General features: G+C 73.3%; 24 protein-coding genes. 16 read left to right on the forward strand and 8 right to left on the reverse strand.

The window, feature by feature from the left end:
• Positions 1-23: 23 nt before the first annotated feature.
• Positions 24-587 carry a carboxymuconolactone decarboxylase family protein gene (locus tag AMA02S_RS19475; protein ID WP_067460542.1) on the forward strand — a complete coding sequence of 188 codons (564 nt, stop codon included), beginning with the start codon at positions 24-26 and terminating at the stop codon, positions 585-587.
• On the opposite strand, the gene AMA02S_RS19480 is transcribed toward AMA02S_RS19475, so the two are convergent.
• Entirely contained in the window at positions 584-1,753 is a 1,170-nt protein-coding gene (locus AMA02S_RS19480; protein ID WP_084265323.1) for a serine hydrolase domain-containing protein, read from the reverse strand. The two genes, AMA02S_RS19475 and AMA02S_RS19480, sit on opposite strands and share 4 nt — an antisense overlap.
• 97 nt (positions 1,754-1,850) lie before the next feature.
• Positions 1,851-2,462, reverse strand: a complete 612-nt coding sequence (locus tag AMA02S_RS19485) for a TetR/AcrR family transcriptional regulator (protein WP_067460545.1) — start codon at positions 2,460-2,462, stop codon at positions 1,851-1,853.
• 81 nt (positions 2,463-2,543) lie between these two features.
• Here AMA02S_RS19485 and AMA02S_RS19490 point away from each other — a divergent pair, with 81 nt between their 5' ends.
• The 3 genes from AMA02S_RS19490 (at position 2,544) to AMA02S_RS19500 (ending at position 6,184) form a co-directional block, all read left to right on the forward strand.
• A complete protein-coding gene (locus tag AMA02S_RS19490; RefSeq protein ID WP_245667652.1) occupies positions 2,544-3,464 on the forward strand; it encodes an NAD(P)-dependent oxidoreductase in 921 nt (306 codons plus the stop codon).
• 219 nt (positions 3,465-3,683) lie between these two features.
• Entirely contained in the window at positions 3,684-4,472 is a 789-nt protein-coding gene (locus tag AMA02S_RS19495; RefSeq protein WP_067460548.1) for an SAM-dependent methyltransferase, read from the forward strand.
• Positions 4,473-4,594: 122 nt separating this feature from the next.
• Positions 4,595-6,184, forward strand: coding sequence for an outer membrane protein assembly factor BamB family protein (locus AMA02S_RS19500; protein WP_067460551.1), 1,590 nt, complete (start codon positions 4,595-4,597; stop codon positions 6,182-6,184).
• Positions 6,185-6,255: 71 nt separating this feature from the next.
• Here AMA02S_RS19500 and AMA02S_RS19505 read toward each other — a convergent pair whose 3' ends face one another.
• Genes AMA02S_RS19505 through cysD form a run of 3 tightly spaced genes read right to left on the reverse strand, consistent with a single transcriptional unit; the run spans position 6,256 to position 9,136 of the window.
• On the reverse strand, positions 6,256-6,948 hold the full coding sequence (locus AMA02S_RS19505; protein ID WP_067460554.1) for a response regulator: 693 nt from the start codon (positions 6,946-6,948) through the stop codon (positions 6,256-6,258).
• Positions 6,949-6,974: 26 nt separating this feature from the next.
• A complete protein-coding gene (locus tag AMA02S_RS19510; protein WP_067460557.1) occupies positions 6,975-8,225 on the reverse strand; it encodes a sulfate adenylyltransferase subunit 1 in 1,251 nt (416 codons plus the stop codon).
• Positions 8,225-9,136: a sulfate adenylyltransferase subunit CysD gene (gene cysD, locus AMA02S_RS19515; RefSeq protein WP_067460560.1), complete on the reverse strand. Its 912-nt coding sequence runs from the start codon at positions 9,134-9,136 to the stop codon at positions 8,225-8,227. Before cysD ends, AMA02S_RS19510 begins: the two co-directional genes overlap by 1 nt.
• Before the next feature lie 350 nt (positions 9,137-9,486).
• Here cysD and AMA02S_RS19520 point away from each other — a divergent pair, with 350 nt between their 5' ends.
• From AMA02S_RS19520 to AMA02S_RS19540, 5 genes are read left to right on the forward strand one after another with little or no spacing between them, the layout of a single operon-like run.
• Entirely contained in the window at positions 9,487-10,836 is a 1,350-nt protein-coding gene (locus AMA02S_RS19520) for a M20/M25/M40 family metallo-hydrolase (protein ID WP_169806854.1), read from the forward strand.
• The gene (locus AMA02S_RS19525; protein WP_067460562.1) at positions 10,833-11,783 is read left to right on the forward strand and encodes a GNAT family N-acetyltransferase; all 951 of its coding nucleotides are present in this window, start codon (positions 10,833-10,835) and stop codon (positions 11,781-11,783) included. Before AMA02S_RS19520 ends, AMA02S_RS19525 begins: the two co-directional genes overlap by 4 nt.
• 5 nt (positions 11,784-11,788) lie before the next feature.
• Positions 11,789-12,364 (forward strand): beta-sandwich domain-containing protein, encoded by a 576-nt coding sequence (locus AMA02S_RS19530; RefSeq protein WP_218005032.1) that lies wholly within the window; start codon positions 11,789-11,791, stop codon positions 12,362-12,364.
• Positions 12,361-13,452 (forward strand): BtrH N-terminal domain-containing protein, encoded by a 1,092-nt coding sequence (locus AMA02S_RS19535; protein WP_067460566.1) that lies wholly within the window; start codon positions 12,361-12,363, stop codon positions 13,450-13,452. The genes AMA02S_RS19530 and AMA02S_RS19535 overlap by 4 nt, the downstream gene beginning before the upstream one ends.
• A 2-nt stretch (positions 13,453-13,454) precedes the next feature.
• A complete protein-coding gene (locus tag AMA02S_RS19540) occupies positions 13,455-14,774 on the forward strand; it encodes a DegT/DnrJ/EryC1/StrS family aminotransferase (protein WP_067460568.1) in 1,320 nt (439 codons plus the stop codon).
• A gap of 62 nt (positions 14,775-14,836) precedes the next feature.
• Here the strand turns inward: AMA02S_RS19540 and AMA02S_RS19545 are convergent, their stop codons facing one another.
• The 3 genes from AMA02S_RS19545 to AMA02S_RS19555 are packed head-to-tail and all read right to left on the reverse strand — an operon-like array spanning position 14,837 to position 16,651.
• Positions 14,837-15,142, reverse strand: coding sequence for an AzlD domain-containing protein (locus AMA02S_RS19545; protein ID WP_067460570.1), 306 nt, complete (start codon positions 15,140-15,142; stop codon positions 14,837-14,839).
• Entirely contained in the window at positions 15,139-15,936 is a 798-nt protein-coding gene (locus tag AMA02S_RS19550; RefSeq protein WP_067460573.1) for an AzlC family ABC transporter permease, read from the reverse strand. The genes AMA02S_RS19545 and AMA02S_RS19550 overlap by 4 nt, the downstream gene beginning before the upstream one ends.
• Complete coding sequence (locus tag AMA02S_RS19555) at positions 15,914-16,651, reverse strand: sulfotransferase-like domain-containing protein (protein ID WP_067460576.1); 738 nt, start codon at positions 16,649-16,651, stop codon at positions 15,914-15,916. Before AMA02S_RS19555 ends, AMA02S_RS19550 begins: the two co-directional genes overlap by 23 nt.
• 181 nt (positions 16,652-16,832) lie before the next feature.
• Here AMA02S_RS19555 and AMA02S_RS43565 point away from each other — a divergent pair, with 181 nt between their 5' ends.
• Genes AMA02S_RS43565 through AMA02S_RS19590 form a run of 7 tightly spaced genes read left to right on the forward strand, consistent with a single transcriptional unit; the run spans position 16,833 to position 26,866 of the window.
• On the forward strand, positions 16,833-16,997 hold the full coding sequence (locus tag AMA02S_RS43565) for a lysine biosynthesis protein LysW (RefSeq protein WP_067460580.1): 165 nt from the start codon (positions 16,833-16,835) through the stop codon (positions 16,995-16,997).
• Positions 16,994-17,926, forward strand: a complete 933-nt coding sequence (locus AMA02S_RS19565) for a RimK family alpha-L-glutamate ligase (RefSeq protein ID WP_218005033.1) — start codon at positions 16,994-16,996, stop codon at positions 17,924-17,926. Before AMA02S_RS43565 ends, AMA02S_RS19565 begins: the two co-directional genes overlap by 4 nt.
• The gene (argC, locus tag AMA02S_RS19570; protein WP_067460587.1) at positions 17,923-18,948 is read left to right on the forward strand and encodes an N-acetyl-gamma-glutamyl-phosphate reductase; all 1,026 of its coding nucleotides are present in this window, start codon (positions 17,923-17,925) and stop codon (positions 18,946-18,948) included. Before AMA02S_RS19565 ends, argC begins: the two co-directional genes overlap by 4 nt.
• A gap of 14 nt (positions 18,949-18,962) precedes the next feature.
• Positions 18,963-19,790: a [LysW]-aminoadipate kinase gene (locus tag AMA02S_RS19575; RefSeq protein WP_067460590.1), complete on the forward strand. Its 828-nt coding sequence runs from the start codon at positions 18,963-18,965 to the stop codon at positions 19,788-19,790.
• Position 19,791: 1 nt separating this feature from the next.
• Positions 19,792-21,822, forward strand: a complete 2,031-nt coding sequence (locus AMA02S_RS44270) for a M20/M25/M40 family metallo-hydrolase (RefSeq protein ID WP_084265325.1) — start codon at positions 19,792-19,794, stop codon at positions 21,820-21,822.
• Entirely contained in the window at positions 21,819-22,781 is a 963-nt protein-coding gene (locus tag AMA02S_RS19585) for a transketolase family protein (protein ID WP_067460593.1), read from the forward strand. The genes AMA02S_RS44270 and AMA02S_RS19585 overlap by 4 nt, the downstream gene beginning before the upstream one ends.
• Positions 22,778-26,866, forward strand: a complete 4,089-nt coding sequence (locus AMA02S_RS19590) for a non-ribosomal peptide synthetase (protein ID WP_067460596.1) — start codon at positions 22,778-22,780, stop codon at positions 26,864-26,866. The genes AMA02S_RS19585 and AMA02S_RS19590 overlap by 4 nt, the downstream gene beginning before the upstream one ends.
• Positions 26,867-26,871 lie beyond the last annotated feature (5 nt).

Consider the following 26,871-nt stretch of genomic DNA (forward strand, 5'->3'; position numbering starts at 1 on the left):
GCCTACTTCCCGGGGGAACACCTATGCCAGCCCGCGTCGACGCGCTCCGGCCCGCGGACCTGACCGCAGAACAACGCGAGCTCTACGACCGGCTCCTCGACAGCACCCGCGCCACCGGTTCCCGCCCCTTCCCCCTCGCCGACGGTGAGGGGCGGCTGCGCGGCCCCTTCAACGGCATGCTCCTCAGCCCCGAACTCGGCAACGCCCTCCAGGAACTCGGCAACGTCGTCCGCTACCGCACCGGCTTCACCACCCGCCAGAAGGAACTTGCCATCCTCGCGGTAGCGGCGCACGAGCGCTCCGACTACGAATGGGCCGTCCACCACCACGCCGCCCTCCAGGCGGGTCTCACCGAGGACCAGATCAGCGCCGTCCACACCGGCGCCCCCTGCCCACTCGACGATCCCGCCGAAGCCGCCGTCCTCGCCGCCACCCGCGAGCTCACCGCCACCGGCGACCTCACCGACGACGCCTTCGCCGTAGCCGCCGGAGCCCTCGGCCTCACCCGCCTCTACGAACTGATCACCCTCGTCGGCTACTACCGTCTGATCGCCGCCCAGCTGCGCGTCCTGCGCGTCACCGACTAGCGCGCCGTGCGGGCCCGGGTCATGATGCCCAGGGTCAGTTTCGGGTTCAGCTCCTCGAAGTTCCACCTGTTCTTCTGGTAGGCGTGGTTGGTGATCCAGAACACCAGCACGCGGTCGTCGAGGTAGCGGGAGAACTCGCCGTAGGACCAGTCGTTGCCGCCGTCGTGCCTGACGAGCTTGTTGCCGCCGCTTCGGGTGACGGCCCAGCCGTAGCCGTAGTAGAGGTCGAGACCGTTGTGCTCGCCGATGTGCACGTGCGGGTGGAACATCCTGCGCTTGGCGCTTGCGGGAAGGATCGTGTCGCGTTCCAGGGCACGGTGCCAGCGGAACATGTCGCGGGGAGTCGAGATGATGCCGCCGTTACCGCGCAGCCCCCAGTAGGGCCCGTCGGAGGCCCACGGATGCTCGAACGGCCTTCCCTGCCGCTTGCCGTCCTCGTCGTATTCCACCGCGATCTGGTCACGGTCCCAGCGCGGCAGCACATATCCGGTCCGCGTCATGCCCGCCGGAGCGAACAGGTGCTGGGCGAGGAAACGTTCGAAGCCGGTGCCGGAGACCTTCTCGATGATCGCCGCCAGGACGCTGTATCCCAGGTTGGAGTAGTGGAACTCGGCCCCGGGCGCGGATTGCAGCCGGGACTTCAGGACGATGCCGAGCATCCCGTCGCGGGAGATCGGGGTGTAGTCGTCGATCCCGATCTCGTCGTTCAGGCCCGCCGTGTGGCTCAGCAGATGGTGCAGGGTGATGCCGCGTTTGTCGGCGGGCACCGGGCCGAGGAACGTGCTGATCGGGTCGGTCACCCGCAGCCTTCCCATCGCCTCCATTCTCATAATGGCGGCGGCGGTGAACTGCTTGGTCATCGACATGATGTCGTAGGCGGTGTCACAGCGGGCGGGGATGCCCTTCTCCCGGTCGGCGAGACCGAAGCCCTTGCAGTGCAGAAGCCTGCCGTCGCGTGCGGCCACGACGGTGCCGCCGGGTCCCGCGGGCAGCGTCGCGTCCAGGAAATTCTGAATGGCGGGGGCGGTGCGCTCGCCGGCCGGCGTCGCGAGCGGACGGCCGCCGTTCTGGAGAGCCGCGCCGGAGGCGGGACCGGCTCCACATGCGGTGACGGTGCTCAGCAGGGCGACCGCGGTCAGGCCGACGGAGCGGAGGGTTGCCTTCATGCGCCATTACGGTACGGAGATCATCGTGTGCGGTCGTCCCCCGGCCAAGCCAATTCACGGGGCGATCTGTCCCTCGCGCGGGGGACGCATCGTCACCTCAGAGGTCGGCCCGTCCGCCCTGCTGGACGGTGGCGGAGTCGAGGTAGGGGCCCAGCTCGCGGGCCACGGCCCGGAGGGGGCGGACGTTCCGCTCGGCCCTGGCCATCAGGATCGCACCCTCCAGCGCACTGATCATCAGGGTGGCGAGCGCGTCGGCCCGCCGGGGCGGGACGCCCATCCCGGCCAGTTCCCGGGCGACCGGGCGCCGCCAGGCGGCGAACGCCGCCGCGGACGCGGTACGGGTGGACTCGACAGAGTCCGCGCAGTCGACCGTCGCCGCGGCGACCGGGCAGCCCCCGGCGAAGCCCGCCGACGAGAACTCCTCGCTCCACTGGCGGACCATCGCCGCGAACAACCTGGACGGCGTGGGACGCGACATCGTGGACATGAACCGGGCGACGCGCCCGCTCGCGTAGCGGCCCGCCCATTCCACCGCCTCGTTCACCACCTGCTCCTTGCCGCCGGGAAAGTAGTGCTGGAGCGAGCCGCGCGGCGCCCCGGCGCGCTCGGCGACCTCCCGGAGCCCCGTCGCCGTGACCCCGTCGCGGCGGATGAGCTGCGCGGCGCTGAAGACCATCCGCTCCCGCGGGCCCCGCTCGGAAGCCGTCAAAGTCTTTCCTCTCTATTGCCGTTTCTACCTGGATCATTATCATGACCACTGTCATAGTCCGCAAGGTCGGTGGAGGCGGTCGTGCGCGTGGGCATCGGTTTCATCGGTCTCGGGGTCATGGGGCTGCCCATGGCGCTCAACCTCGTCCGCGCCGGAACCGGGCTGGTCGTCTGGAACCGCACGGCCGCCAAGAGCGAGGCGCTGCGCGCGGCCGGCGCGATGGTGGCGGCCACCCCCGGCGAGGTGTTCCGGCGGGCGGACGTGGTGTTCCTCATGCTGGCGGACGGCGCGGCGATCGACGGCACGCTCGGACGCGGTACCCCCGCGTTCGCCGCGAACGTCGAGGGGCGCGTGGTCGTCCACATGGGGACGACGGCGCCCGGCTACTCCCGCGGGCTCGAAGCCGACGTCCGCGCGGCGGGAGGCCGTTACGTCGAGGCGCCGGTGTCCGGGTCGCGCGGCCCCGCCGAGGCGGGGCGGCTGGTGGTGATGCTGGCCGGCGAGCAGGCGGCCGTGGACGTGGTCCGTCCGCTGGTCGGCCCGATGTGCCAGGAGACGTTCGCGTGCGGGCCGGTGCCCGGCGCGCTGCTCATGAAGCTCTCGGTCAACCTGTTCCTGATCACGATGGTCACCGGGCTGGCGGAGGCGTTCCACTTCGCCGAGCGGCAGGGGCTGGACGGGCGGCGGCTCCTGGAGGTGCTGGACGCGGGCCCGATGGCGAGCACCGTGTCCCGCGCGAAGGCCCACAAGATCGTCGATCGGGACTTCGACGTCCAGGCGTCGATCTCGAACGTCCTGGACAACAACCGCCTGGTCGCCGAGGCCGCCCGCGCGTCCGGCGTCGCCTCCCCCCTGCTGGACGTCTGCCACGCCCTCTACCGCGAGACCCTCGCGCTCGGGCACGGCCGGTCGGACATGGTCGCGGTCCTTCGCGCGATCGAGTCCCGGACCGGCGCGAGCCCGGAAGATGTTCCGGACGGGAAGCGTGTCGCCGGCGCATAGCGGACGCTTACTCCGCCTCGCTCGTACCCGGCGGCCCGGCCGACAAGAATAGGCTTCATTCGCCTTTGATCCGGTTGTCGTGACCTTCGATGTTTGCTTACCTACATTCAGGCCGCGTTCTCCGAAGTAACGCGGGCTCGCACGGGAATCACCCGTTGGCTGGAGGTAGCCGTGACCGGCGATGAATCATTCTCCTGGCACGAGGCCGAGAAAGATCTTATGTCGGAGATCGACACGTCGATCCCGCACTCGGCGAGGATCTGGAACTACTGGATGGACGGTAAGGACAACTATCCCGTGGACCGGGAGGCCGGAGACCAGTTCGCCGCAATCTATCCGGGCATCATCGACATGGCCCGAACATCCCGCTATTTCATTATGCGCGTCGTCCGCTACCTCGCCGAGGAGCAGGGCGTACGGCAGTTCCTGGACATCGGGACGGGCCTGCCCAGCCACGACAACACCCACGAGGTCGCCCAGCGCGTCGCGCCCGAGGCCCGCACCGTCTACGTCGACAACGACCCCCTCGTGCTCGCGCACGCCCACGCACTCCTGACGAGCAAGAACACCGGCGGGACCGACTACATCGACGCCGACCTCCACGACCCCGGCTCGATCCTGGAGGCCGCCCGCACGAAACTGGACTTCACCCGTCCCGTCGCGCTGATGCTCATGGGCGTTCTGGGGCACATCCGGATCACCGAGGATGACGAGCTGGTGCGTTCCATCGTCGAACCCCTGAAGGACGCTCTGCCCGCCGGGAGTTTCCTCTCCCTGTATGACGGCACCAACACGAACCCGGCCTACGTCGAGGCGACCCGCATCTACAACGAGGGCGGCTCGGTGCCGTACCAGCTCCGCAGCCCGGCACAACTCGACCGTTTGCTGGACGGATTCGAGAGCGTCCCTCCCGGCCTCGTCGAGATCCAGTTGTGGCGTCCGGAACCCAGCCCGTTCGAGTCCCCGAACCAGAGCGACGCATGGGGTGGTGTCGCGAAGAAGAACTGACCATGACCGCGCACGCCGCGGCGCGGATTTCATCGTGGTGATGACACCCGCTCCTCATGGTGATGGCGAGCGGGAAATACGAAGGGTGGTTGACTCGGGCGAAAGGCGACGTAAGGAATGTCATGGAGTTCTTTCGCCCGATCGCGTTCGCCGCCGTCCTGTTCCTCGGGACGGCGTGCTCACCGCAGACACGGTCCGTCCAGTCGTCCGGTGAGTGGCCGGTGGGCGGGCAGAACAGCGCGGCCACGCGGAACAATCCGGACGAGCGCACGATCGGCCCGTCCAACGCCGGCCGCCTCACCACACGGTGGAGCGCGAAGACGCACGGCGCCGTGTCGGCCACCCCCGCCGTCGTGGACGACGCCGTCTACGTCCCGGACGACGGCGGCTATTTCACGAAGTTCGACGCCCGGACCGGCAGGGTCATCTGGTCCCGCCGCGTCACCGAGTACACCGGGGAGCAGGGCAGTTACTCGCGCACCAGCCCCGCGGTCGACGGCGACACCGTCTATATCGGGGATCATTACGGGCTGCACGCCACCGGCAAGGTTCCGAAGGTCACCTCCACGGCGTCCCGGCTGCTCGCCGTGGACGTCCGGACGGGCGCGCTCAAGTGGAGCACGGTACTCGACACGCAGTTCGCGAGCTGGGTCACCCAGTCGCCGATGGTGCACGACGGCGTCGTCTACCAGGGCATCGCGTCCGGGGAGGAGGACCAGGCGGCCGGGCCGAAGTACGACTGCTGCAAATTCCGGGGCAGCCTGGTCGCCGTCAGCGTCCGCACGCACAAGGTGCTCTGGCGGACCTATTTCGTCCCCGAGAACAAGGGCCGCAGCGGCGGTTACAGCGGCGCCGCGGTGTGGAGCGGGACGCCCGCGATCGACCCGGTGCATGGGACGGTCATCGTGACGACGGGTAACAACTATTCGATTCCCGCAAGCGCCGAGAAGTGCCGCAAGGCGGGCAGGTCGCCGGAGGACTGTTTCCCCCGCGACAACTACATCGACTCCATCGTCGCGCTGGACCGGCGCACCGGCGCGGTCCGCTGGGCGACGGGCCACCGCATCTGGGACACCTGGACCTCGGGCTGCCTGCCCGGCGCGCCGCCGCAGAACTGCCCGCCGGGCAAGAGCCCGGACGCCGACTTCGGCGACGGTGCGCACGTTGTGCGGACCGGACGCCCCGGGAACGAACGGGTGCTCGTCGGAGCCGGGCAGAAGAGCGGGATGTACTGGCAGCTCGACGCGGCGACGGGCAAGGTCGTCTGGCGGTCGGCGCCGGGCCCGAGCGGCCAGAAGGGCGGCATCCAGTGGGGCAGCGCCGCCGACGGCCGCCGGGTCTACGTCGCCGAGGCGAACTTCGACAAGCGGCCCTACACCCTGCCGGACGGGCGGCGGATCGACTACGGGTCGCTCGCCGCCCTGGACGTCTCGACCGGCAGGGTGCTGTGGCAGACGCCCGACCCGTCCCGGGGGTGGATGATGGCCGCCGTCACCGTCGCCAACGGGGTGCTGTACGCGGGTTCCACGACCGGTCACATGTACGCGGTGGACGCCGCCACCGGGAAGGTGCTGAAGGATCTTCCCGGTGAGGGGACGTCCATGGCGGGGCCCGCCGTGGCGGGCGGGCTGGTCTACTGGGGGAACGGCTATCAGGCCGACTGGGCGACCATGGCGCGGAGGTTCTACGTCTTCGGGCCGTCCGGCGGGTGACGTCCGGCGGGTGACGTCCGGCGGGTGCCCCGACCGCCGTCGGTGACGTCCCGCCGGGGCCCCGGCCGCCGTCAGTGAGGGGCGGCGGTCGCCTTGTCGAAGAGGGTGCCGCCGTGCATGAGGCCGGCACGGTAGGCGAACGAGACGAGCTGGGCGCGGTCCTTGAGCCGAAGCTTGCAGCGCAGCCGGTAGACGTGCGTCCGGACGGTGGTGATGCCGATGAACAGGGTGGCGGCGACCTCCTCGACCGACATGCCGCGGGCGAAGAGGGTCAGCACCTCCCGCTCCCGCGCGGTGATGGAGTCCAGGTCCGAGCGCAGCGGCGCCTCGGTCCCGGCGTCCTGCTGCCGGTACCAGTCCACCAGGCGGGTCGCGACCTGCGGGGCGAGCATCGTGTGACCGTCCGCCGCGGCGTGCACGGCGGTACGGAGCTGCTCCCTGGTCACCTCCTCCACCAGGAGGCCGCTGACACCCTCGTGCAGGAGGTTGTCGATGGTGTCCTCGTTCTGGGTCCGGGAGAACACGACGACGCGGGGCACCGGTTCGAGGTCCTCGTCGTTGAGGCGCCGGACCAGTTCCAGACCCGGCATGCCCTCAAGGGAGAGGCCGGTCACGACCACGTGCGGGCGGTGGCGCCGGGTCAGGACCATGGCCTCGATGCCGCTGGCGGTGGTGTCGATGAGGTCGATGTCGGTCTCCCCCTCCAGCAGGGCCGAGAGCCCGTGCCGGACGATCGGGAGACGTTCGCAAACGAGCACGCGCATGGGGGGTTCCTCGGTCGTGGCGGCGGTCAGCGGCGGGACGGGTTCACCATGCCCCCGGCGACGGTCCGCTTGGTGTTCGGGTCGATGAGGATGAAGCTGCCGGTCGTCCGGTTGCGGGTGTAGTCGTCGCACATGATCGGCTGCGCGGTGCGCAGCCGGACCCGGGCGATGTCGTTGGCGCCGAGCGAACCGGCCTCGGCGCGGTGCAGGGTGTTCACGTCCACCCGGTAGACGATCTCGCGGAGTTGCGCGCGGACGTCGCGGCCGGTGTGCTTCAGCTGGAGCCTGGCGCGCGGGGCGACACGGGTGCCGTCCATCCAGCAGATCATCGCGTCGATGTCCTGGAGCGGTTCGGGCCGGTTGCCGGGACGGCAGATCAGGTCGCCGCGCGAGACGTCGAGGTCGTCGGCGAGCCGCAGCGCCACCGACATCGGCGCGAACGCCCGGTCCAGCGGACCGTCCGGGCCGTCCACCGACGCGACGGTGCTGGTCATGCCGCTGGGCATCACCATGACCTCGTCGCCGGGGCGGAAGACGCCGCCGGCGACCTGCCCCGCGTAGGCGCGGTAGTCGTGGTACTCGTCCGACCTCGGGCGCAGCACGTACTGGACGGGGAATCGGGCGTCGACGAGGTTGCGGTCGGAGCGGATGTGGACCGTCTCCAGATGGTGCAGGACGGTCCCGCCGCCGTACCAGTCCATCCGCTCGGACGGGCGGACGACGTTGTCGCCGTTCAGCGCGGAGATCGGGACGAAGGTGAGGTCGGGCACCCGCATCCGCGTCATGAAGTCCGAGACCTCTGCGCTCACCCGCTCGAAGGCGGCACGGGAGTGGCAGACGAGGTCCATCTTGTTCACCGCGACCAGCAGGTGCGGGACGCCGAGGAGCGACAGCAGGAAGGCGTGCCGCCGGGTCTGCTCCGTGAGGCCGGTACGGGCGTCGACGAGCAGCAGCCCGAGGTCGGACACCGACGCGCCGCACACCATGTTGCGCGTGTACTGCTCGTGGCCGGGGGCGTCGGCGATGATGAACTTGCGGCGGGGCGTGGCGAAGTAGCGGTGCGCGACGTCGATGGTGATGCCCTGCTCGCGTTCGGCGCGCAGGCCGTCGGTGAGCAGCGCGAGGTTGGTCTCGTCGAGGCCCATCCGCTCGCTGGAGCGCGCGACGGCCTCGATCTGATCGTCGGGGATCGAGCCGGTGTCGTGCAGCAGCCTGCCGATCAGCGTGCTCTTCCCGTCGTCCACCGACCCGGCGGTGACGAACGTCAGCAGTTCCATCAGAAGTACCCCTCCCGCTTGCGTTCCTCCATGGCCGACTCGGAGAAGCGGTCGTCGGCGCGCGTCGCGCCGCGCTCGCTGAGCCGGGACTCCGCCATCTCCCGCAGGACCTCGGCGGGTGTGGTGGCGGCCGACTCGATGGCGCCGGTCGAGAGCATGTCCCCGACCGTCCGGAAGCGGACCCGCAGCTCGCGCGGCTCCTCGCCGTCACCGGGCGGGGCGAACGGGTTGTCGGCGAAGTACATGCCGTCGCGGGCGAAGACCGTCCGGTGGTGCGCGTAGTAGAGCGGCGGCAACGCGACGTCGTGGCGCTCGACGTAGGACCACACGTCCGCCTCGGTCCAGTTCGACAGCGGGAACACGCGGAGGCTGTGCCCCTCGACGAGCGCGGTGTTGTAGTTGGACCACAGCTCGGCCCGCTGGTCGCGCGGCTCCCACTGCCCGAACTCGTCGCGCAGCGAGAACACGCGCTCCTTGGCGCGGGCCTTCTCCTCGTCGCGCCGGGCACCGCCGAGCAGGGCGTCGAAACCGTGTTCCTCGACGGCCTGGAGCAGCGCGTCGGCCTGGAGACGGTTGCGGCCGACGGTGCCGGGCGGCTCGCTCAGCCGGCCCGCGCGGATCATCTCCGGCAGCGAGACGGTGATCAACCGCATCCCGAGCCGGCCGAGAAAGGCGTCCCGGAATTCGATCACCTCGGGGAAGTTGTGACCGGTGTCGACATGGACGGCGGGGAACGGCACGGGGGCGGGCCAGAACGCCCGGCGGGCCAGGTGGGCGAGCACCGTCGAGTCCTTACCGCCCGAGAACAGCAACGCCGGACGGCCGAGCGTCCCGGCGGTCTCACGGATCACATGGACGGCCTGGGATTCGAGTACCTCAAGGTGCGAGATCTGCAGGTCATGGGCAGGCATGAACGCCAACCTCCAGAGCGGGGACCAGGGATCTCGCAGCCCTTACCCGAATCATCAGACAGGTAACGCAACTGTCAAGAAATGCAGGATCGTTCCCAAAGAAAGGGCGCTTCACATGCAGCTTTACCGTCCATTTACCAGCGACGCCCAGGGCATGTCACCGAAAGCGGCGGCGACCACAAAGAATGATCATTTAATGGCGGCAATATAACCCCGGACGCGGCGACCGGGCGTCATCAGGAGAACGAAATGACCGGCGCCCGATGGCACGCTACGGCTGATCTGCCGGTCGGGGAGGCGCGGTTACGTTCGATGCAGTCCGGCACATCCGTCCAGCACGGGAGGTCCGCGTGCCCGACCGAACGATCGACGCCCGCACGGGGCCGGCGCTCGATCCGGTGCCCCTGACCCAGCGGCTCGTCCGCTACGACACGACCAACCCACCGGGCGACGAGGCCGCCTGCGTCGGCTACGTCGAGAGCATCGCCGCCGGGGCGGGGCTGGAGACCCGCGTCATCGCGGCCGACCCGCGGCGGCCGAACCTGCTCGTCCGCCTCCCCGGGCGGGGCGACGCTCCCCCGCTGCTACTCCACGCGCACGTCGACGTCGTCCCCACCGGGGGGCAGCGCTGGACCCATCCGCCCTTCGACGGCGCGCTCCGCGACGGCCACGTCTGGGGCCGCGGCTCGCTCGACATGAAGGGCGGGCTGGCGATGATGCTCACGGCGATGCTCCGCCTGCGCGCCGCGGACACGCCACCGGCGGGCGACGTCCTGCTCGCCGTCGTCCCGGACGAGGAGGCGGGCAGCGCCGTGGGCGCGGGCCACCTCGTCCGCGAGCATCCCGGCCTGTTCGCCGGCGTGCGCCACGCCGTCGGCGAGGACGGCGGCGCGGACCTGGACCTCGGCGGAACCGTCCGCCCGCACCCGGTCGTCGTGGCGGAGAAGCGCGCCTGCTGGCTGCGCGTCACCCTGCGCGGTCCGGGCGGCCACTCCTCGCGGACGGCCCCGCCCACGAGTGCGGTGCGGCAGCTCACCCGGCTACTGCGCGCGATCGAGCCCGGAGGCCTGGAGCCGGTCGTCACGCCGGCGGTGGATCGGATGCTCCGCGAACTCGCCGCCGTCCTCGACGAACCGCTTGCCGGCGCGTTCGCGCGGCTCCGCACCGACCCCGGCGACGAGGACGCACTGAACGCCCTGCCCGAGGCGGACGCCCAGTACCTGCGCTCGGTGCTCCGCCCCTCGGTGAACGCGACGGTGATCGAGGGCGGCACGGCGCCGAACGTCCTGCCCGACGAGATCTCGGTGACACTGGACGGCCGGGCGCTGCCCGGCGGGTTCGGCGCCGCCGACTTCGTCGCGGAACTGTCCGCGCGGACCGGGACGGAACTGTCCGCCGAGGTCCTCGTCGAGGGCGAGGCGATGCCCGGCCCGGAGTTCGGCACGTTCTACGACGACCTGGTCTCGGTGCTGCGCGCGGCCGACCCCGACGGCCTGCCGGTGCCGATGATGACCACCGCGTCCACCGACGCCCGGCTGTTCCGCGGCCTCGGCATCGCCTGTTACGGCTGGCTGCCGCTGCTGCTGCCCGCGGGTACCGGCTACCGGGGCCTGCTGCACCGCCCCGACGAGCGGGTCCCGGCCGAGGCCCTGCGCTTCGGCGCGTCCTGCTTCACCGATCTCCTGCGCGGATACCGATGACGGCCACGCAGAGGGTGTCCGGACGGGCGGCCCGCGCCGGGGCGGCCCGGATGCCGGTCGTCCGGCTGGCGGGCGACGCCACCGCGATCCGGCGCTGGGCGGGCCCGATCGCGACGACGACCCGGCTCGCCTACACCGGGTCCGACCCCGTCCCCGGGCTCCCGCCGCCGGACGGCGCGCACGACACCGCGCGGGACGTGGCGGCCGACCTGCGCGCCGGGACCACGGCCTGGTTGGCCCTCGGGCCGCACGGCACACCCGTCGGCGCCGCGCGCGTCCGCGACCACGGACCGCGCGGCTGGGAGATCCGCCGGGTCGCGACCGTCCGGCGGGGAAAGCGCCGGGGCGTCGCGAGGCGGATCCTGGCCGAGGTGGAGCGCGCCGCCGCGGAGGCGGGCGTGCCCCGGATCTGGCTCGACGCCGTCGTCGAACGCTGCCTGCCGCCCTACTACGCGGCGCTCGGATACCGGGTCGTCGACCACTTCCCCAGCCCGGACAAGCCGCTCAGCGAGGTCACCATGGCCCGCGTCCCCCGGGAACTCGCGACGCCCGAGGAACTGCCCTGGCCCGAGCCGCCCTGGCCGTCCGGAGACCACACCGCCGTCTGCTGGTTCCTCGGCGGGGGCGGGCTCCGGCTCGCCTGTTCGAGCTGCGCCGACTTCCGGGGCGACCTGCGGGCGGCCGTCGGCGCGGCCGCCGACCGCGTCGCGGCCGCCGGGGCGCCCGCCGCCCGGCTCGCCGGAGTCGACCTGTTCCCGCACGACCCCGCGGGGGTGCTCGCGGACGTCGGCGACGCGACGTCCGGCGTCCGGCTCGTCGCCGCCGGCCGCACGGCGGCGCCCTCCCATCTGATGCCCCGCGTCCTGCATCCCGACCTGCTCGCGTTCTGGCGGCCGGTCCCCGGCCATGAGACCCACGTGCCGTTCGCGGCGCGCCTGCGGAGGTGAGATCCGTGACGTCCACCGCGGTACCGGTGGATCTGGCACCGTTCTTCGACAACGTCGGCATCACCCCGGCCGGCGACCTGTCCAGCGGCGCCTTCAACATCTGGGGGAACACGTTCCCGGCCGAGGAACTGCCCGAGCGGTCCCCGACGACGCTCGGCGGCGTCCCGTTCCGGTTCCCCGACCGGGGGCCCGGCGGCGCCGACAACCTGCGGTGCGGCGGCGGCCTGATCCCGCTGCCCGAGGGACGCTACGACTGGCTCTACCTCCTCGCGGCGGCCGAGCGCCGCACCGAGGACCCCGTCCACCTGCACTATGCGGACGGGACGGTCGATCCCGAATGGCTGCGCGTCTCCGACTTCTGGCCTGAGACGCAGGCGTGGTTCGGCGAGCGCGAGGCGATCCGCTGCCGGAGCCTGCACTACCCCCGGCACGTACAGCGCCCGATGGGCCCGGCACTGTGGCGGGAACGCATACCCGTCCCCCGCGAGATGCCGCTCGCCGCGCTGCGGCTGCCGGACAACCCGGCGGTGCACGTCTTCGCCGTCACGCTCCTGCCCGCCGGGGAGGTGGCGCCCGCATGAGGACGATCGTGCCCGGCGTACGGGCCTGGCGGCACGACCTCGCAGGCTGCCTGCACAGCTGCGCCGCCACGCTGCTGGAACACCGGGGGGTGCCCGCTCTGGAGGCGCTCGGGTCCCGGTGGGGCTTCTACTACCCGCCGGGCGACTTCCGGCAGGAGGAGTACTACCTCCCGTGCCCGCCGGGCGTCCCGCTGCTGTCCGCGCTGGCGCCCTTCCATCGCGTGTCCTCCCGCTGGCACGAGCCGGCCGACGCCCGGCAGGGCTGGGCGGACGTCCGCGAGCGCGTCGCGTCCGGAACGCCCGTCGCCGTCGCCGTGGACAACTTCGAGCTGCCGTTCCGGCCCGCCCATCAGGACGTTCACGCCAACCATCTGGTGATCGTGTACGGCTTCGACGACGCGGCGGGGACGGCCCGGGTCCTGGACGCGGTGCCGCCCCGCTTCGACGGAGACCTGCCCCTGGAGGTGCTCGCCGCCGCGCGGGGCTCCGGCAACGAGGCCCGGCACGAACGCGACATGTTCTTCGCCGACAGCGCCATCGGCCACCGCTGGCTGGAGGCGACCGTCGACGGCGGGACCCCCGGGCCCCCGGACCCCGGCGTCCTCGCCCGCCGGCTACGCCGCAACCTCGACGGGTTCGCGGCGCCGGACGACGGCGAGGCCTACGAGGGCCTGTCCGGGCTCACCGCGTTCCTGCGCGACACCGAGGCGCGGCTGGCCGCCGGCGAGAAGATCGCCGACGAGCTGTTCGTCGTGGCGGGCGGGGCGCTGGCCACGACCGCGCTGCACGCCGACCTGCTCGCGCACGTCGGCCGCACGTCCGGCATACCCGTCCTCGGCGAGCTCGGCCGGACGGTCGCGCGGGTGGCGCACCACTGGACGGCGCTGCGCATCCTCGCCGCGCTCACCCGGGACGGCGACGTGACGGCCGAGCGCCTGCGGCGGCGGCACGACGCGCTGCTCGGCGACACCGAACGGGCGCTGCTGCGGATCGAGTCCGCGCTGCCCGCCCTCGACGCCGAACCCGATCCCCCGGGCGCCCCGGCCGCTCCTCCACCCGACCCGTTCCCGAACCACGACCGGAGATGACCATGAGTGAGCTCGCCCTGCACGGCGGGCCGCGGACCGTCCCGCGCGACCGCCGGATCCCCCGCTGGCCCGACATCGCCCCCGAGGACGAGGAGGCGGTGCGCCGGGTCGTCGCGAGCGGCCGCTACACCGCGGCCTCCGCGGGCGAGAAGGAGATCACTGGCCTCGAACGGGCCTGGGCGGAGGAGGTCGGGACCCGGCACTGCGTGGCCGTCAGCAACGGCACCACCGCGCTGTCGCTGGCCCTGGCCGCCGCGGGCGTGGGCCCCGGCGACGAGGTGATCGTGCCCGCGCTGAGCTTCATCGCGACCGCCATCACGCCGCTGCACCTGTCGGCGGTCCCGGTGTTCGCCGATGTGGACCCCGTCAGCTTCAACGTCACCCCCAAGGCCGTCGAGGCCGCGGTGACGCCGCGCACCAGGGCGATCGTCGTGGTACACCTGCACGGGCTGCCCGCCGACCTCGACGAGCTGGCCGCGACCGCCGACCGGCACGGCCTCGTCCTCGTCGAGGACGCCGCCCAGGCGCACGGCGCGCGCTATCGCGGACGGGCCGCCGGATCGTACGGCCGCGTGAACACCTTCAGCCTGAACGTCAGCAAGAACCTGCCGACCTGCGGCGAGGGCGGCCTCGTCACCACCGACGACGACGATCTGCACCGGCGCGTGCGGATGATGCGGCAGTTCGGCGAGGTGCTGGACGGCACCGGACCGCGTAGCTACGTCTCGCACATGCTCGGCTGGAACGACAAGCCCAACGCCATCCAGTGCGCGTTCACCCGCAGCAGGCTGGTCCGCTTCCACGACGAGAACCGGATCCGCGACGAGAACGTCCGCCGGTTCCTCGGGCGGCTGGCGGAGCTGCCCTGGCTGCGTGGCCCCGATGCCCCCGACGACCGGACGCACGCCTGGCACATCCTGCGCTTCATGGTCGACCCGGAGGCGTTCGGGCTCGGCCCCGCGCACGCCGGAGCGGTCCGCGCGACCGTGATGAAGGCCCTGCGCGCCGAGGGCGTCCCGGCGACGCACTACCAGTTGATGCCGCTTCCCGGGCAGCGGCTGTTCCGGCGGCCCCCGATCGCCGCGGTCGACCACTACCGCGCCTCCGACTGGCCGAACACGCTGGCGGTGATCGACGGTTCCTTCACCATCCAGAAGGCGCACCTCAGCCCGAAGGCCCGACCGATGCTCGACCTGTACGCGGACGCGGCGGCCAAGGTGTGGGAGCACCGCGAGGCGATCGCGCGGGAGGCACGCGAGCTGGACTACCGGCCCCCGTGGGAGGAGGCCGAGGACATCGCCGCCGGCGAGTTTCCGTGCTGACCACCCTCCCGCGCCGGCCGCCCTCCCGTGCTGCCCTCCCGTGCTGCCCTCCCGTGCTGGGGTCAGAGGACCAGGCGGAGCGCGGCGGTGACCGCGACGCCGCACAGGATGGCGGGGAGTTCGGGGGCGCGCAGCAGGCGGGCGCCGAGCGCGCCGCCGAGCCCGGCCGCGATCGTCCAGTCGAAGTCGTCCCAGCGCGGCCCGGCCACCTCCACGACGATCAGGGCGGTCAGCAGGGCGGGCGCCAGCATGGCGATCATCCGCAGGACGGGGCGCGGCAGCTCGCGGCCGCCGAGCGTGGTCGGGCCGGCGGCCTTGAACAGCACGTTGATCGCCGCGACGGCCGCGATGGCGGGCCAGAGCATCATGATCGTTCCTCCGTCGTCTCGTCCGCGGCCGTCTCGTCCGGTGCCGGCTTCTTCGCGGCGCCGGTCTCCGCCGCCCCGTCCTCCACCGGATCGCCGGCACCGCCGAGCAGGCCCAGCAGCGCCGCGAGGGACGCGCCGAGCAGCGCCACGCCGACCGGCACCACCATGACCAGCAGGCCCGCCAGCACGGCCGCCAGCGCCGCCGCCCGCCGCGCGGCCGCCGACCTGCGCAGCTCCTCCAGCAGCAGCACCAGGAAGAAGGCGGGGAAGATCACATCGAGGCCGAACCGGTCCACCACCTCCGGGGACGGGTGCAGGAACACGCCGATGGCCGTGCCGGTCACCCACGCCGGCCACTGCGGCAGCGTCGCCCCGACCATCCGTTCGAGGTCGAAACGGCCGCGCCCCAGGTGCGATATCACCCACGAGCCGTCGACCACCGCCTGGCCGACCAGCGCCCGGCGCAGCGGCCCGCCGCGCAGGCTCGGCGCGATGGCCACCGACATGGGGATGAACCGGGCGTTGATGAGCGCGGCGGCGGCGACGGCGGGGAGCATCCCGCCGCCTCCGGCCAGCGCGGTCGCGAGCGCGAACTGCGCCGAACCGGAGAACACCACGAGCGAGCACACGATCGTCGGGAGCGGGTCCCAGCCGAGTGTGCGCGCGGTCGCCCCGAAGGTGACGGCCAGCGCGAACGACGCCGAGGCGAGCCCCAGCCCGCTCCACATCCCGCTCAGCAGCCGCTGCCGCGGCGTCCCGTCGAGGGTGACGTCAGACCGTGAGGCGGTGAGCATGCAACTCCTCGTAGTACGGCAGATGGTGGCGGAGATACTCGCCGAGCACCGGGTGGGACGCCACGTCCTCGCCGTCGCGCTCGGTACCGCCCCGCTGGAACCCGGTGCTCGCCGCCGCGTCCGCGTGCCAGCGCCGTGACGGCGTCCATTCCTCGCGCTGCTCCGCACGCCAGGTCAGCGCCTCCGGGCGGAACCCGATGCCGACCCGCGCGCAGAACGACTCGACCGTCGCCTCGGGGCGGGCGACCAGGTCGGCGGCGTCGACGACGACGGGTTCGCGTCCGGTCAGCCGCCGGACGGCGGCGAAGATCTCGTGCTGCGCCTCGAAGCCGATCTGGTGCCGCTCGACGTCGGGGTTCAGCCGCTGGTAGGAGGCGATCGTCTCGCTCGGGTGCCGGATGAGGAAGGCGTGCTCGGCGTCCCGCGCGAGGAACGCCTCGTCGGCGAGGACGCCGGGATACCGCTCGTCGGTGGTGTCCTTCACGAACACCGGCTGCTCGCGGGACCGCCCGCGCAGCCGCCCGATCAGCTCCGCCTCGGTGGTCAGGCGCGCTCCGCCCAGCTCGACGTAGCCGAATTCGGCCAGATAGGAGAATGGTTCGTGGACGGCGTTGAAATCGCCGCGCTCGGCCATCATGCGGAAGAACGCGGTGGACCTGCTACGCGGTGCGCTCCACAGGATGAGCAGGGACGGCGACGCTTTTCGATCGGGCATGGGACCTCCACCACAAGGCGCGGCGCGCCGTGACCGGAACGTTTCCGAGCCTTCCCCGCCGAAACGCGGGGCCGCGTAATCACCACGACGAAACCGGGCCCGGCGACATCAACGGTGGATCGATGTGCGAGCGGCGGGGCGAACCTACGTTTGGCATTGTCCCGATCGAAAGAGATACGTCATGCCGAAGTGCTCTGAATGCTCCGCCGACGTCGCCGTCGAGGACGGCGCGCAGGAGAACGAGATCGTCCAGTGCGCCGAGTGCGGCACCGAGTTGGAGGTCGTCAGGACGGCCCCGGTCGGTCTCGCACCCGCACCCGATGTGGAGGAGGACTGGGGCGAGTGAGCCCACCCGTGCAGACCGGTGCCACGGCCGGGCCCCGGGCGGCCGAGCCCGGGGCGGCCGGGCCGGTCGGCGTCATCGCCTCGCGCGTCCGGCTGGACGAGAAACGCATCCTGGCCGCCCTCGACCGCCGCGCGGTCCCCTACGAGCGGCTGGACGGGCGGGCCTGCCGGTACGAGCTGGACGCCGGGCCGCCCCGCTGGCCGCTGGTGCTGAACCGCGAGATCGGCCAGGTGCGCGCCGCGTACGCGGCGCGCGGCCTGGAGGCCGCCGGCGGCACCGTCATCAACAGCGCTGCCGCGACCGAGCTGTGCGGCGACAAGTGGCGCACGTCGGTGGCGTTGCGCCGCGCCGGGCTGCCCGTCCCCCGCACGGCGCTGGCCCTCACCCCCGAGGCGGCGCTCGACACGATCGAGCGGATCGGCTACCCCGCCGTCATCAAACCCCTCCAGGGCTCGTGGGGGCGGCTGGTCACGGCCGTCCGGGACCGCCACGCCGCCGCGGCCGTGCTGGAGCACGTCGCGGCGCTGCCGTCGCCGCAGTCGCATGTCGTCTACGTCCAGGAGATGGTCGAGACCCCCGGCCGCGACGTCCGGGCCATCGTGATCGGCGGGCGGCTCGTCGGGGCCGTCCACCGCAGCGCCGGCGAGGAGGCCGGCGGGTGGCGGGCGAACGTCGCGCTCGGCGCCACGACCGAGCGGTGCGCGGTCACCGCCGAGCTCGCCGAGCTGGCGGAGGAGGCCGCGCGCGCGGTCGGCGCCGACATCGCCGGCGTGGACCTGCTGGAGGAACGCGGCGAGCGGCTGCTCGTCCTGGAGGTCAACTCCGGGGTGGAGTTCTCCGGCTTCCAGGAGGCGATGGGGGACGCGGTGGACGTCGCCGACCGGATCGCCGGGCACGTCGCCGCCCGCAGGGAAGGGGTGCGAGCGTGATCCGGGCCGCGGTCCTCGGCGCCTCCGGCTACATCGGGGGCGAGCTGCTGCGTCTGCTGACCGGCCATCCCCACGTCGAGGTGGGCGCCGCGGCGTCGGCCCGGCTCGCGGGCCGGCGCGTCGACTCCGTCCACCCGAACCTGCGGTCGGTCTGTGACCTCTCCTTCACCCATCCCGACGACCTCACCGCCCATGACGTGCTGTTCGCCGCCATCCCGCATCGGGAGAGCATGCGGCAGGCGGGCCTGCTGCTGGAGCGCGGGCACGTCCTCATCGACCTGACCGCCGACTTCCGGCTGCCGGACGCGGCGACGTTCGAGCGCTACTACGGCGTCCCGCACGAGGCGCGGGAGCTGCTCGGGGAGTTCGTGTTCGGCCTGCCGGAGACCCACCGCAAGGAGCTGCGCGACGCCGACCGGATCAGCGTCCCGGGCTGCATGGCCACCGCCGCGATCCTCGCGCTGCACCCCGCCGCGGACGCCGGGCTGCTGAAGCCCGCCGTGTCCGTGGACGCGCGCACGGGATCGAGCGGGTCGGGCCGGTCGAGCGGCCCCGCCGACTCCCACTCCGAGCGGTCGGGCTCGCTGCGCGTGTTCGCACCGTCCGGCCACCGGCACGAGGCCGAGATCTCCCAGGAGACCGGGCTCGGCGTGACCATGACCGCCACCGGGATCGAGGCCGTCCGCGGCGTGCAGGTGCTGTGCCGGGGGCGCCTGCGCGAGCCCGTGGACGACGCGCGGCTGCGCGAGGTCTACCGGGAGTGCTACGGCGAGGAGCCGTTCACGCGGATCGTCGCGCGGCGCCGCGGCGCCTACCGGCTGCCCGAGCCGAAGATCCTGGCCGGCTCCAACTTCTGTGACGTGGGATTCGCGGCCGACCCGGACGGCGGTCGGATCCTGCTCGTCGGTGCGCTGGACAACCTCGTCAAGGGCGGGGCCGGCAACGCCGTCCAGTGCATGAACGTCCGGTTCGGCTGGCCCGAGCGGACCGGCCTGGAGTTTCCCGGCCTGCACCCGATCTGAGCGAGGCGTCGTCCATGACCGGCATCACAGTGATCAAATGCGGTGGCCACGCGGCCGTCGACCCGGCCGCCATCTGCGCCGACGTGGCCGAGCTGTACCAGGCGGAACGCCGCGTCGTCCTGGCGCACGGCGGCTCCGCCGAGATCGAGGAACTGGCCGGGCGGCTGGGCATCACGCTGCGCCGCCTGGTCTCACCGGACGGGGTGTCCGCCCGCTACACCGACGCGGCGACGCTGAAGGTCGTCACGATGGCGCTGGCCGGCGGGGTCAAACCCCGGCTCAGCACCACGCTGGCGGCGCTCGGCGTCCCCGGCGTCGGGCTGACCGGCCTGGACGGCGGTGTCCTGCGGGCCCGCCGCAAGCCGGTGCACCGGGCCGTGGTGGACGGGCGGCAGGTCCTCGTCCGCGACGACCACAGCGGGCGGGTGACCTCCGTCGACCACGAGCTGCTGACGGTGCTGCTGGAGGCGGGCCGCGTGCCGGTGGTGTCGCCGCCCGCGCTCGCCGAGGACGGCGAGCCCGTCAACACCGACGCCGACCGGGCCGCGGCCGCGGTCGCGGCGGCGCTGAAGGCCGGAACGCTGCTGCTGCTGACCGGGGCGCCCGGCGTGCTCGCCGACGCCACCGACGAACGGAGCGTCCTGCCGGTCTACCGCGTGCCCGGCACCGGCGCGCCCGCCGACGTCTCGGGTGGGATGCGCCTCAAGCTCGTCGCCGCCCGCGAGGCACTGCGGGCCGGGGTGTCGCGGGTGCTGGTCGCCGACGGCCGGCGCCCGCACCCGGTGCTGGCGGCGCTGTCCGGCGAGGCGACCCGGATCGTCCTGAGCGAGGAGAGCGACTGACATGACCGCCGAACCGATCAACGCCGAACCGATCACCGAGGACCGCGCCGTCGGGCTGCTGCGCGACATGCTGGAGATCCCGTCCCCGTCGTACGCGGAGGGCGACCTCGCGGCGTTCCTGGCGCGGGAGATGGGCGCGCTGGGCTTCACGACGCACGTGGACGGCGCGGGCAACGTCATCGGCGAGATCGGCGCCGGGGACGGCCCGACCGTGATGCTGCTGGGCCACCTGGACACCGTCCCCGGCGACGTCCCCGTCCGCGCCGAGTCCGGCCGCCTGTACGGCCGGGGCGCGTCCGACGCGAAGGGCCCGCTGGCCGCGATGATCTGCGCGGCGGCGCGGGCGGGCGGCTCCGGCGGACGCGTCGTCGTGGTCGGCGCGGTGGAGGAGGAGACGGCGCTGTCGCGCGGCGCGACGGCCGTCCGCGACACGCTGCCGCCGCCCGACGCGCTGATCGTCGGGGAGCCGAGCGGCTGGTCCACGGTCGTCCTCGGCTACAAGGGCAAGCTTGACCTGCGCTACGAGGTGGAGTGCGAGCCCGCGCACCCCACGCGGCCCGGCATGAAGGCGGCCGAGCACGCCTGGACGTGCTGGGCGAACCTGCTGGACCTGCTCGGGCCCGGCGCCGGGCCGGGCGAGGGGCACGACGCGTTCGACCGGCCGGGCCCTAACCTGGTGTCGTTCACCGGCGACCTCGTCCGCGCCGAGGCCGAGTTCAGCGTCCGCACACCGCCCGGGTTCGACGCGGACGGCCTCGTCGAGCGGTTGCGGGCGCGGACTCCGCACGGGCACCTCAGCGTGATCGGCAACGTGGGCGCGCACCGGGTGGGCCGCGCCGACCCGGTGGTCCGCGCACTCCACGCGGGCATCCGCGAGCACGGCGTCCGCCCGGCCGCCAAGCTGAAGACGGCGACGGCGGACCTCAACGTGCTGGCCGAGAAGTGGCGGATGCCGATGGCCACCTACGGGCCCGGCGACAGCGAACTCGACCACACACCGGACGAGTCGATCGACATCGCCGGCTACCTGCGCGGCATCTCGGTGCTGACCACCGCGCTCGACCGCCTCGCGGCGCTGCCCCCCGGCGCCGAGTCCGCGCCCCCGGCACCGCGTCCGGCACCGCGCCCGGTCGAACGTCCGGCCGAACGGCCGGTGCCCCGGCCCCGCCCGCAGGTGGACGACCTCGACGAGTTGCGGGCGCGGGCGAGAAGCATCCGGGAGCGGATCGTCGACATGTGCGCGACCAAGAACGGGGGCCATCTCGGCGGCTCGATGTCGCTCGTGGAGATCATGGTGAGCCTGTACTCGCGGGTGCTGCGGATCGACCCGGGCGAGCCCGACGACCCCGGCCGGGACGTCCTGGTCCTCAGCAAGGGGCACGGGGCGATCGGCCTGTACGCCGCGCTCGGCGAGTACGGCTTCTTCCCCCCGGAACGGCTCGCGGACTACGGCGCGCCGGGCGCGCAGTTCATGGCCCACCCCAACAGCGCGCTACCGGGTGTCGAGATGCCGTCGGGCGCGCTCGGCCACGGCCTGCCGCTGGCGATCGGCTTCTCGCTCGCCGCCCGGCTGGACGGGTCGGACCGCCGCTGCGTCGTGATCATGGGGGACGGCGAGTTGCAGGAGGGCTCGGTCTGGGAGGGCGCGATGGCGGCCGGGACCCTGGGCCTGGAGCGGCTCACCGCGGTGGTGGACCGCAACCGGCTCCAGATCACCGGACGCACCGAGTCGATCGTCGAGCTGGAGCCGCTCGCCGACCGCTGGCGGTCCTTCGGCTGGACCGTCCGCGAGGTGGACGGGCATGACCTGGCCGCCCTGCTGGAGGCGTTCACCGCGGCCCCGGAGCCGGGCCGCCCCACCGTGATCATCGCGCGGACCCGGAAGGGCCGCGGTCTGCCCTATGTCGAGGACAAGGTGAAGAGCCACTTCGTGAAGCTGAACGACCGGATGCACCGGCGCGCCAAGGCGACCCTCCGCGACGCCGACGGACACGGCGTGCACGAGACGGACGGGACGGGGGACCGGTCATGACAGAGGAGGTTCCTGCGGACCGCACCATCTTCCGCGACACGCTCGTCCCGATGATGGCCGAGGACTCCCGCCTGGTCTGCCTGGACAGCGACACCGGCCTGTACTCCGGCGTCGACTTCGGGCCGGCCGTCGACCGGTACATCAACCTGGGCATCGCCGAGCAGGACCTCATGGGGGTGGCCGCGGGGCTCGCCAAGAGCGGCCGGGTCCCGGTGGTGAACACGATGGCCACCTTCGCCAGCACCCGCGCGCTGGAGTTCGTCAAGATCGACATCGCGTACAACGCGGTGCCGGTGCGGATCGCCGCGACGCACAGCGGGCTGTCCGCCGGGAGCCTCGGGCCGACCCACCACAGCCTGGAGGACCTCGCCGTGATGCGGACGCTGCCGAACATGACGGTGCTGGTCCCGGCGGGCGGCGCGACGACCGAGACCCTGTTCCGGCAGTGCGTGGACCTGCCCGGTCCCGTCTACCTGCGGCTCGGCCGGGGCGCGACGCCGCAGTTGCCCGAGGACGCGCCGCCGGTGCGGATCGGCGAGGCGCAGGTGCTGCGGCACGGCGACGACGTGACGCTCGCCGCCTGCGGCCCGTACCCGGTGGACGCGGCGCTGCTGGCCGCCGAGCGGCTCGCCGATCTCGGCCTCGACGCCGCCGTGCTGAACTTGCACACGGTCAAGCCGCTGGACGTGGCGACGCTGCTGGAGTTCGCCCGCCGGTCCCGGCTGGTGGTCACGGTCGAGGAGCACTGGGAGACCGGCGGCCTCGGCGCCGCCGTGAGCGAGGCGCTGGCCCCGCGCCTGCCGGTCCAGGTGCGCCGGGTGGCGGTGTCCGACGAGTTCGTCTCGATGGCCGGTGACCACCCCTATCTGCTGGACCGGACCGGGATCAGACCGGACGCGGTGGTGGACGAGGTACGCGAGGTGCTCGGCGACGCCCGACGGGAGGACGGACCGGGATGACGCAGACGCAGAGCAACGACGTGGAGAACGGCGTGGAGAACGGCGTGGAGAACGGCGTGGAGGACGTCCGGCGTGCCCTGCTGGACCTGGCCCGGCGGCGGAGCCTGGCCGCCCGCCGCGAAGCCACGCCGATCACCGGTGCCGGCCGCGCCGGGCCGCCGCCGCTCACCTTCGAGCAGGAACGGTTGTGGTTCGCCGAGCTGACCGGCCCCGCCCCCGAGGTGTCCGCCGAGACGCTCGCCATCCGGCTGGACGGCCCGGTGGACGTGCCGTCGGTGCGGCGCGCGCTGACCGCCGCGGCCACGCGGCACGAGGCGCTGAGGACCCGCTTCGGCACGGCCCACGGCGTCCCGTACCAGATCGTGGACCCGCCGGGCGAGGTCCCGCTCACGGTGGGCGACCTCGACCGGCGCAGCCGCGAGGACGTGCCCCGGGACGCCGCCGCGTCCCGGTTCGACCTCGCCGAGGGCCCGCTCTTCCGGGCGCGGCTGCTACTGCCGCCCGGCGGGGACGGCGGGGACGGCGGGGACGGCGGGGACGGCGGGGACGTGGCGGCGGGGCTCCTGGTCCTGACGGCCCACCGGACCGTCGCCGACGCGCACACGCTGCGGATGGTCGCCCGTGAGCTGGTGTCCGGTGGTGGCGGTGAGCCGGGCGTGCGGCTCACCGACGCCGCCCGGTGGGAGCGCGCCGTCCTGGGCGGTGAGCGCCTCGAACGCGGGCTGGCGTTCTGGTCGGAGCGGCTGACCGGGCTGCCCGCACTGGACCTGCCGGTCGACTTCCGCCGCACCGCGGGCCGGCCCCGGTCCGGCGGCGTCCACGAGGAGACCATCCCGGACGGGCTCCGCGACGTGGACGACGGCACGCTGCTGGCGGCGCTGCTGGTCGTCCTGGCCCGCTACACCCGGCAGGACGACCTGGTCGTCGGCGCGTTCACCGACGGCCGCGCCCGGGAAGCGCTGCGCCCGCTGGCCGGGCCGCTCGCGCGGCCCCTCGTCCTGCGCGTGGACGTCCCCGGTGACGAGGGCTTCGGGGAACTGACCGACCGGGCCGCCCGGGCGCTCACCGACGCCCGCGCCCACCAGGACGTGCCGCTCGGCGCGCTCGACCTCGGCGGGACGCCGCTCCAGGCCGCCCTGTCCAGGGTCGAGGCGGCGCCCGGCGAGGTCCCGGTCCCGCACGGCGGCTCGGACTTCGAGCTGTTCGTCCAGGTGATCGAGGAGCCGGACGGCGCGGCACGGCTGCGCATCGAGTACGCCGCCGAGCTCTTCGAGCCGGGCCGGATCGCGCGGACCGCCGGGCACCTGCTCACCGCGCTTCGTGCCGGGCCCGCCGATCCCGGGCGGCCCGCGGGCGCGGTGCCGATCGTCGGCGACGAGGAGCGCCGCAAGGTGCTCGCTTGGGGGAATCCCGAGCCGCGCCCGCACGAGACCGACGGGCGGTTGCTGCACCGGCTCGTCAGCGAGCACGCCCTCGACCATCCGGACGCGCCCGCCGTCCGGCACGAGGGGACGACCGTCACCTACGGCGAGCTGGACGGCCGCTCCGACCGCCTCGCGCGGCTGCTGGCGGACGAACACGGCGCGGAGCCGGGGCGGCTGGTGGCGATGCTGCTGGAGCGCGGCCCGGACGCGCCGGCCACGCAGCTCGCCGTCCTGAAGACCGGCGCCGCCTGGCTCCCGCTCGACCCCGACTACCCGCCGAGACGGCTCGCGTTCCAGCTGGAGGACTCCCGAGCCGGACTGGTCGTCACCACCTCCGACCTCGCCGACCGGCTCCCGGAGGAGACGCCGAAGCTGCTGCTGGACGCCCGGGAGACCCGCGAGCGGCTCGCCGCGCTCCCTCCGGGCCCGCCGCCGTCCGACGCCGGTCCGGACGACCTCGCCTACGTCATCTACACCTCGGGCTCCACCGGGACCCCGAAGGGGGTGATGGTGAGCCACCGCGCGGTGGTGAACTTCATCGCCAACTGCCGCGACCTGTTCGGCATCACCCCGCACGACCGGGTCCTGCAGTTCGCGAACCTCGCCTTCGACGTCAGCGTCTTCGACGTCTACGCGGCGCTGTGCCACGGTGCGCTGCTGGTCACCGCGCCGCGGCAGGCGCTGCTGGACCCGGGGCGCCTCACCGCGCTGATGCGGGACGAGCGGGTCACGCTCGCGGACCTGCCGCCGGCCGTCCTGAAGCAGCTCGATCCCGACGACCTGCCGGACCTGCGGGCGCTGTTCGTCGGGCTGGAGCCGTTCCCCGGCGAGCTCGTGAACCGGTGGAACACCGGGGGACGGCAGTTCCACAACGGCTACGGGCCCACCGAGGCGACCGTCGCCTGCGTCGACTACCGCTGCCCGGACGAGCCGCTCACGGCCATGCCGCCGATCGGCCGCCCGATGGGCAACCACCGCGCGTACGTCCTCGACGAGCACTTCGCGCCGGTCCCGATCGGAGTGCCCGGCGAGCTGTTCATCGCGGGCACCGGGCTCGCCCGCGGCTACCTGAACCGGCACGAGCTGACGGCCGAGCGGTTCCTGGACGACCCCTTCCAGCCGGACCCGGGCGAGCGGATGTACCGCACCGGAGACCTGGTGCGGTGGCGGCCGGACGGGAACCTGGAGTTCGTCGGGCGGGCGGACGGCCAGATCAAGATCCGGGGGCTGCGGATCGAGCCCGGCGAGGTCGAGCACGCCCTCACCGCGCGGCCGGACGTGGCCGACGCCGCCGTCACCGCGCAGGAGGGGCCGGGCGGCCCCCGGCTGGTCGGGTACGTCGCGGCGTCCGGGCCGGCAGCCGGTGGGAACGGCCCATTCGACGCCGGCGCGGTCCGCGAGGCGCTCGCGGCGGAGGTGCCCGCGCACATGGTGCCGTCCGAGCTGATCGAGCTGGACGCGATCCCCCGCAACCCCAGCGGGAAGCTCGACCGGTCGCGGCTCCCGGAACCCGACGCGAAGGGGCCGGGCGGGCGGGACGCGACGGCGCCGCGCGGGCGGGACGGCGAGCCGACCGGCACCGAGCGGCGGCTCATCGGCCTGCTGCGCGACACGCTCGATCTCGGCGACACCGCCGTGGGGCCGGGCGACAACTACTTCACCGTCGGCGGCAACTCCCTCAACCTCGTCCAGCTCCTCGATCGCGTCGCCGAGGAGTTCGGCGTCGAGCTGGAACCCCGGGACGTGCTGCTCAACCCCCTCGTCCGGCGGATCGCCGCGGCCATCGACGAGCGCGGCACGGGCGGGGGCGCCGCCGAGGAACGCGGCTCGACACCGTGGCTCGTGCCGATCCGCGCCGAGGGCGAGCGCACGCCCTTCTTCTGCGTCCACCCGTCCGGCGGGTCCGCCGTGCCCTACCTCGACCTCGCCGGGCTCCTGGACGAGCGGCAACCGTTCTACGGCATCGAGGCGGTCGGCCTGCACGGCGAGGCCGACCCGCCGGACGTGCCCGCGATGGCCGCCCGCTACCTGGAGGCCGTCCGCGCCACCCGGCCCGTCGGCCCGTACCTGCTCGGCGGCTGGTCGATCGGCGGGACGCTCGCGTTCGAGATGGCCCGGCAGCTCCGCGGGCAGGGGGAGCGCGTCGCGCTGGTGGCGCTGCTGGACTCCGCCGCGCCGCCCGCCCTGGACGAGCCGCCGACGCACACCGAGATGCTGGCGTCCTTCGCCCGCGACCTGTCCGGGTTGCAGGGCAAGGAGCCGCCGGAACTGGACTGGGACCGGCTGACCGGGCTGGAACCGGACGAGCAGACCGCCGAGGTGGTGGACGCGCTCGAACGCTCCGGCCGGGTGCCCCCCGACATCCGCGACGAGCTGGGCCGGCGCATCCGGGTGTTCATGGCCAACGCCGCCACCGCCCTGACCTACCGGCCCGGACGCCACGACGGCGTCCTCACCTCGCTGGGCGCGGCCGAGGGGCAGTACGCGGGCGGCTGGGAGCCGCACGCCGAGGGCGTCGTGGAGATCTCCGTCCCCGGCGATCACTACACCATGCTCCAGCGGCCCCAGGTGACCAGGCTGGCGCGCGAGCTGGACCGCGTCCTGCGGGACGCGGCGCGCGACCGCACCGAAGCGCAAGACCGCACCGAAACGAAGGGCTGAGGCGA

Origin of the sequence: Actinomadura macra NBRC 14102 (assembly GCF_001552215.1) — a bacterium.
Classification (GTDB): Bacteria; Actinomycetota; Actinomycetes; order Streptosporangiales; family Streptosporangiaceae; genus Spirillospora; species Spirillospora macra.

Coding starts and splice junctions, on each gene's coding strand:
- AMA02S_RS19510 (WP_067460557.1), bottom strand. CDS start 8,225: ATGGAACTGCTGACGTTCGTCACCGCCGGGTCGGTGGACGACGGGAAG.
- AMA02S_RS19505 (WP_067460554.1), bottom strand. CDS start 6,948: ATGCGCGTGCTCGTTTGCGAACGTCTCCCGATCGTCCGGCACGGGCTC.
- AMA02S_RS19550 (WP_067460573.1), bottom strand. CDS start 15,936: ATGCTCACCGCCTCACGGTCTGACGTCACCCTCGACGGGACGCCGCGG.
- AMA02S_RS19590 (WP_067460596.1), top strand. CDS start 22,778: ATGACGCAGACGCAGAGCAACGACGTGGAGAACGGCGTGGAGAACGGC.
- AMA02S_RS19575 (WP_067460590.1), top strand. CDS start 18,963: ATGACCGGCATCACAGTGATCAAATGCGGTGGCCACGCGGCCGTCGAC.
- AMA02S_RS19555 (WP_067460576.1), bottom strand. CDS start 16,651: ATGCCCGATCGAAAAGCGTCGCCGTCCCTGCTCATCCTGTGGAGCGCA.
- AMA02S_RS19475 (WP_067460542.1), top strand. CDS start 24: ATGCCAGCCCGCGTCGACGCGCTCCGGCCCGCGGACCTGACCGCAGAA.
- AMA02S_RS43565 (WP_067460580.1), top strand. CDS start 16,833: ATGCCGAAGTGCTCTGAATGCTCCGCCGACGTCGCCGTCGAGGACGGC.
- AMA02S_RS19500 (WP_067460551.1), top strand. CDS start 4,595: ATGGAGTTCTTTCGCCCGATCGCGTTCGCCGCCGTCCTGTTCCTCGGG.
- AMA02S_RS19585 (WP_067460593.1), top strand. CDS start 21,819: ATGACAGAGGAGGTTCCTGCGGACCGCACCATCTTCCGCGACACGCTC.
- AMA02S_RS19525 (WP_067460562.1), top strand. CDS start 10,833: ATGACGGCCACGCAGAGGGTGTCCGGACGGGCGGCCCGCGCCGGGGCG.
- AMA02S_RS19545 (WP_067460570.1), bottom strand. CDS start 15,142: ATGATGCTCTGGCCCGCCATCGCGGCCGTCGCGGCGATCAACGTGCTG.
- cysD (WP_067460560.1), bottom strand. CDS start 9,136: ATGCCTGCCCATGACCTGCAGATCTCGCACCTTGAGGTACTCGAATCC.
- AMA02S_RS19495 (WP_067460548.1), top strand. CDS start 3,684: ATGTCGGAGATCGACACGTCGATCCCGCACTCGGCGAGGATCTGGAAC.
- AMA02S_RS19480 (WP_084265323.1), bottom strand. CDS start 1,753: ATGAAGGCAACCCTCCGCTCCGTCGGCCTGACCGCGGTCGCCCTGCTG.
- AMA02S_RS19535 (WP_067460566.1), top strand. CDS start 12,361: ATGAGGACGATCGTGCCCGGCGTACGGGCCTGGCGGCACGACCTCGCA.
- AMA02S_RS19540 (WP_067460568.1), top strand. CDS start 13,455: ATGAGTGAGCTCGCCCTGCACGGCGGGCCGCGGACCGTCCCGCGCGAC.
- AMA02S_RS44270 (WP_084265325.1), top strand. CDS start 19,792: ATGACCGCCGAACCGATCAACGCCGAACCGATCACCGAGGACCGCGCC.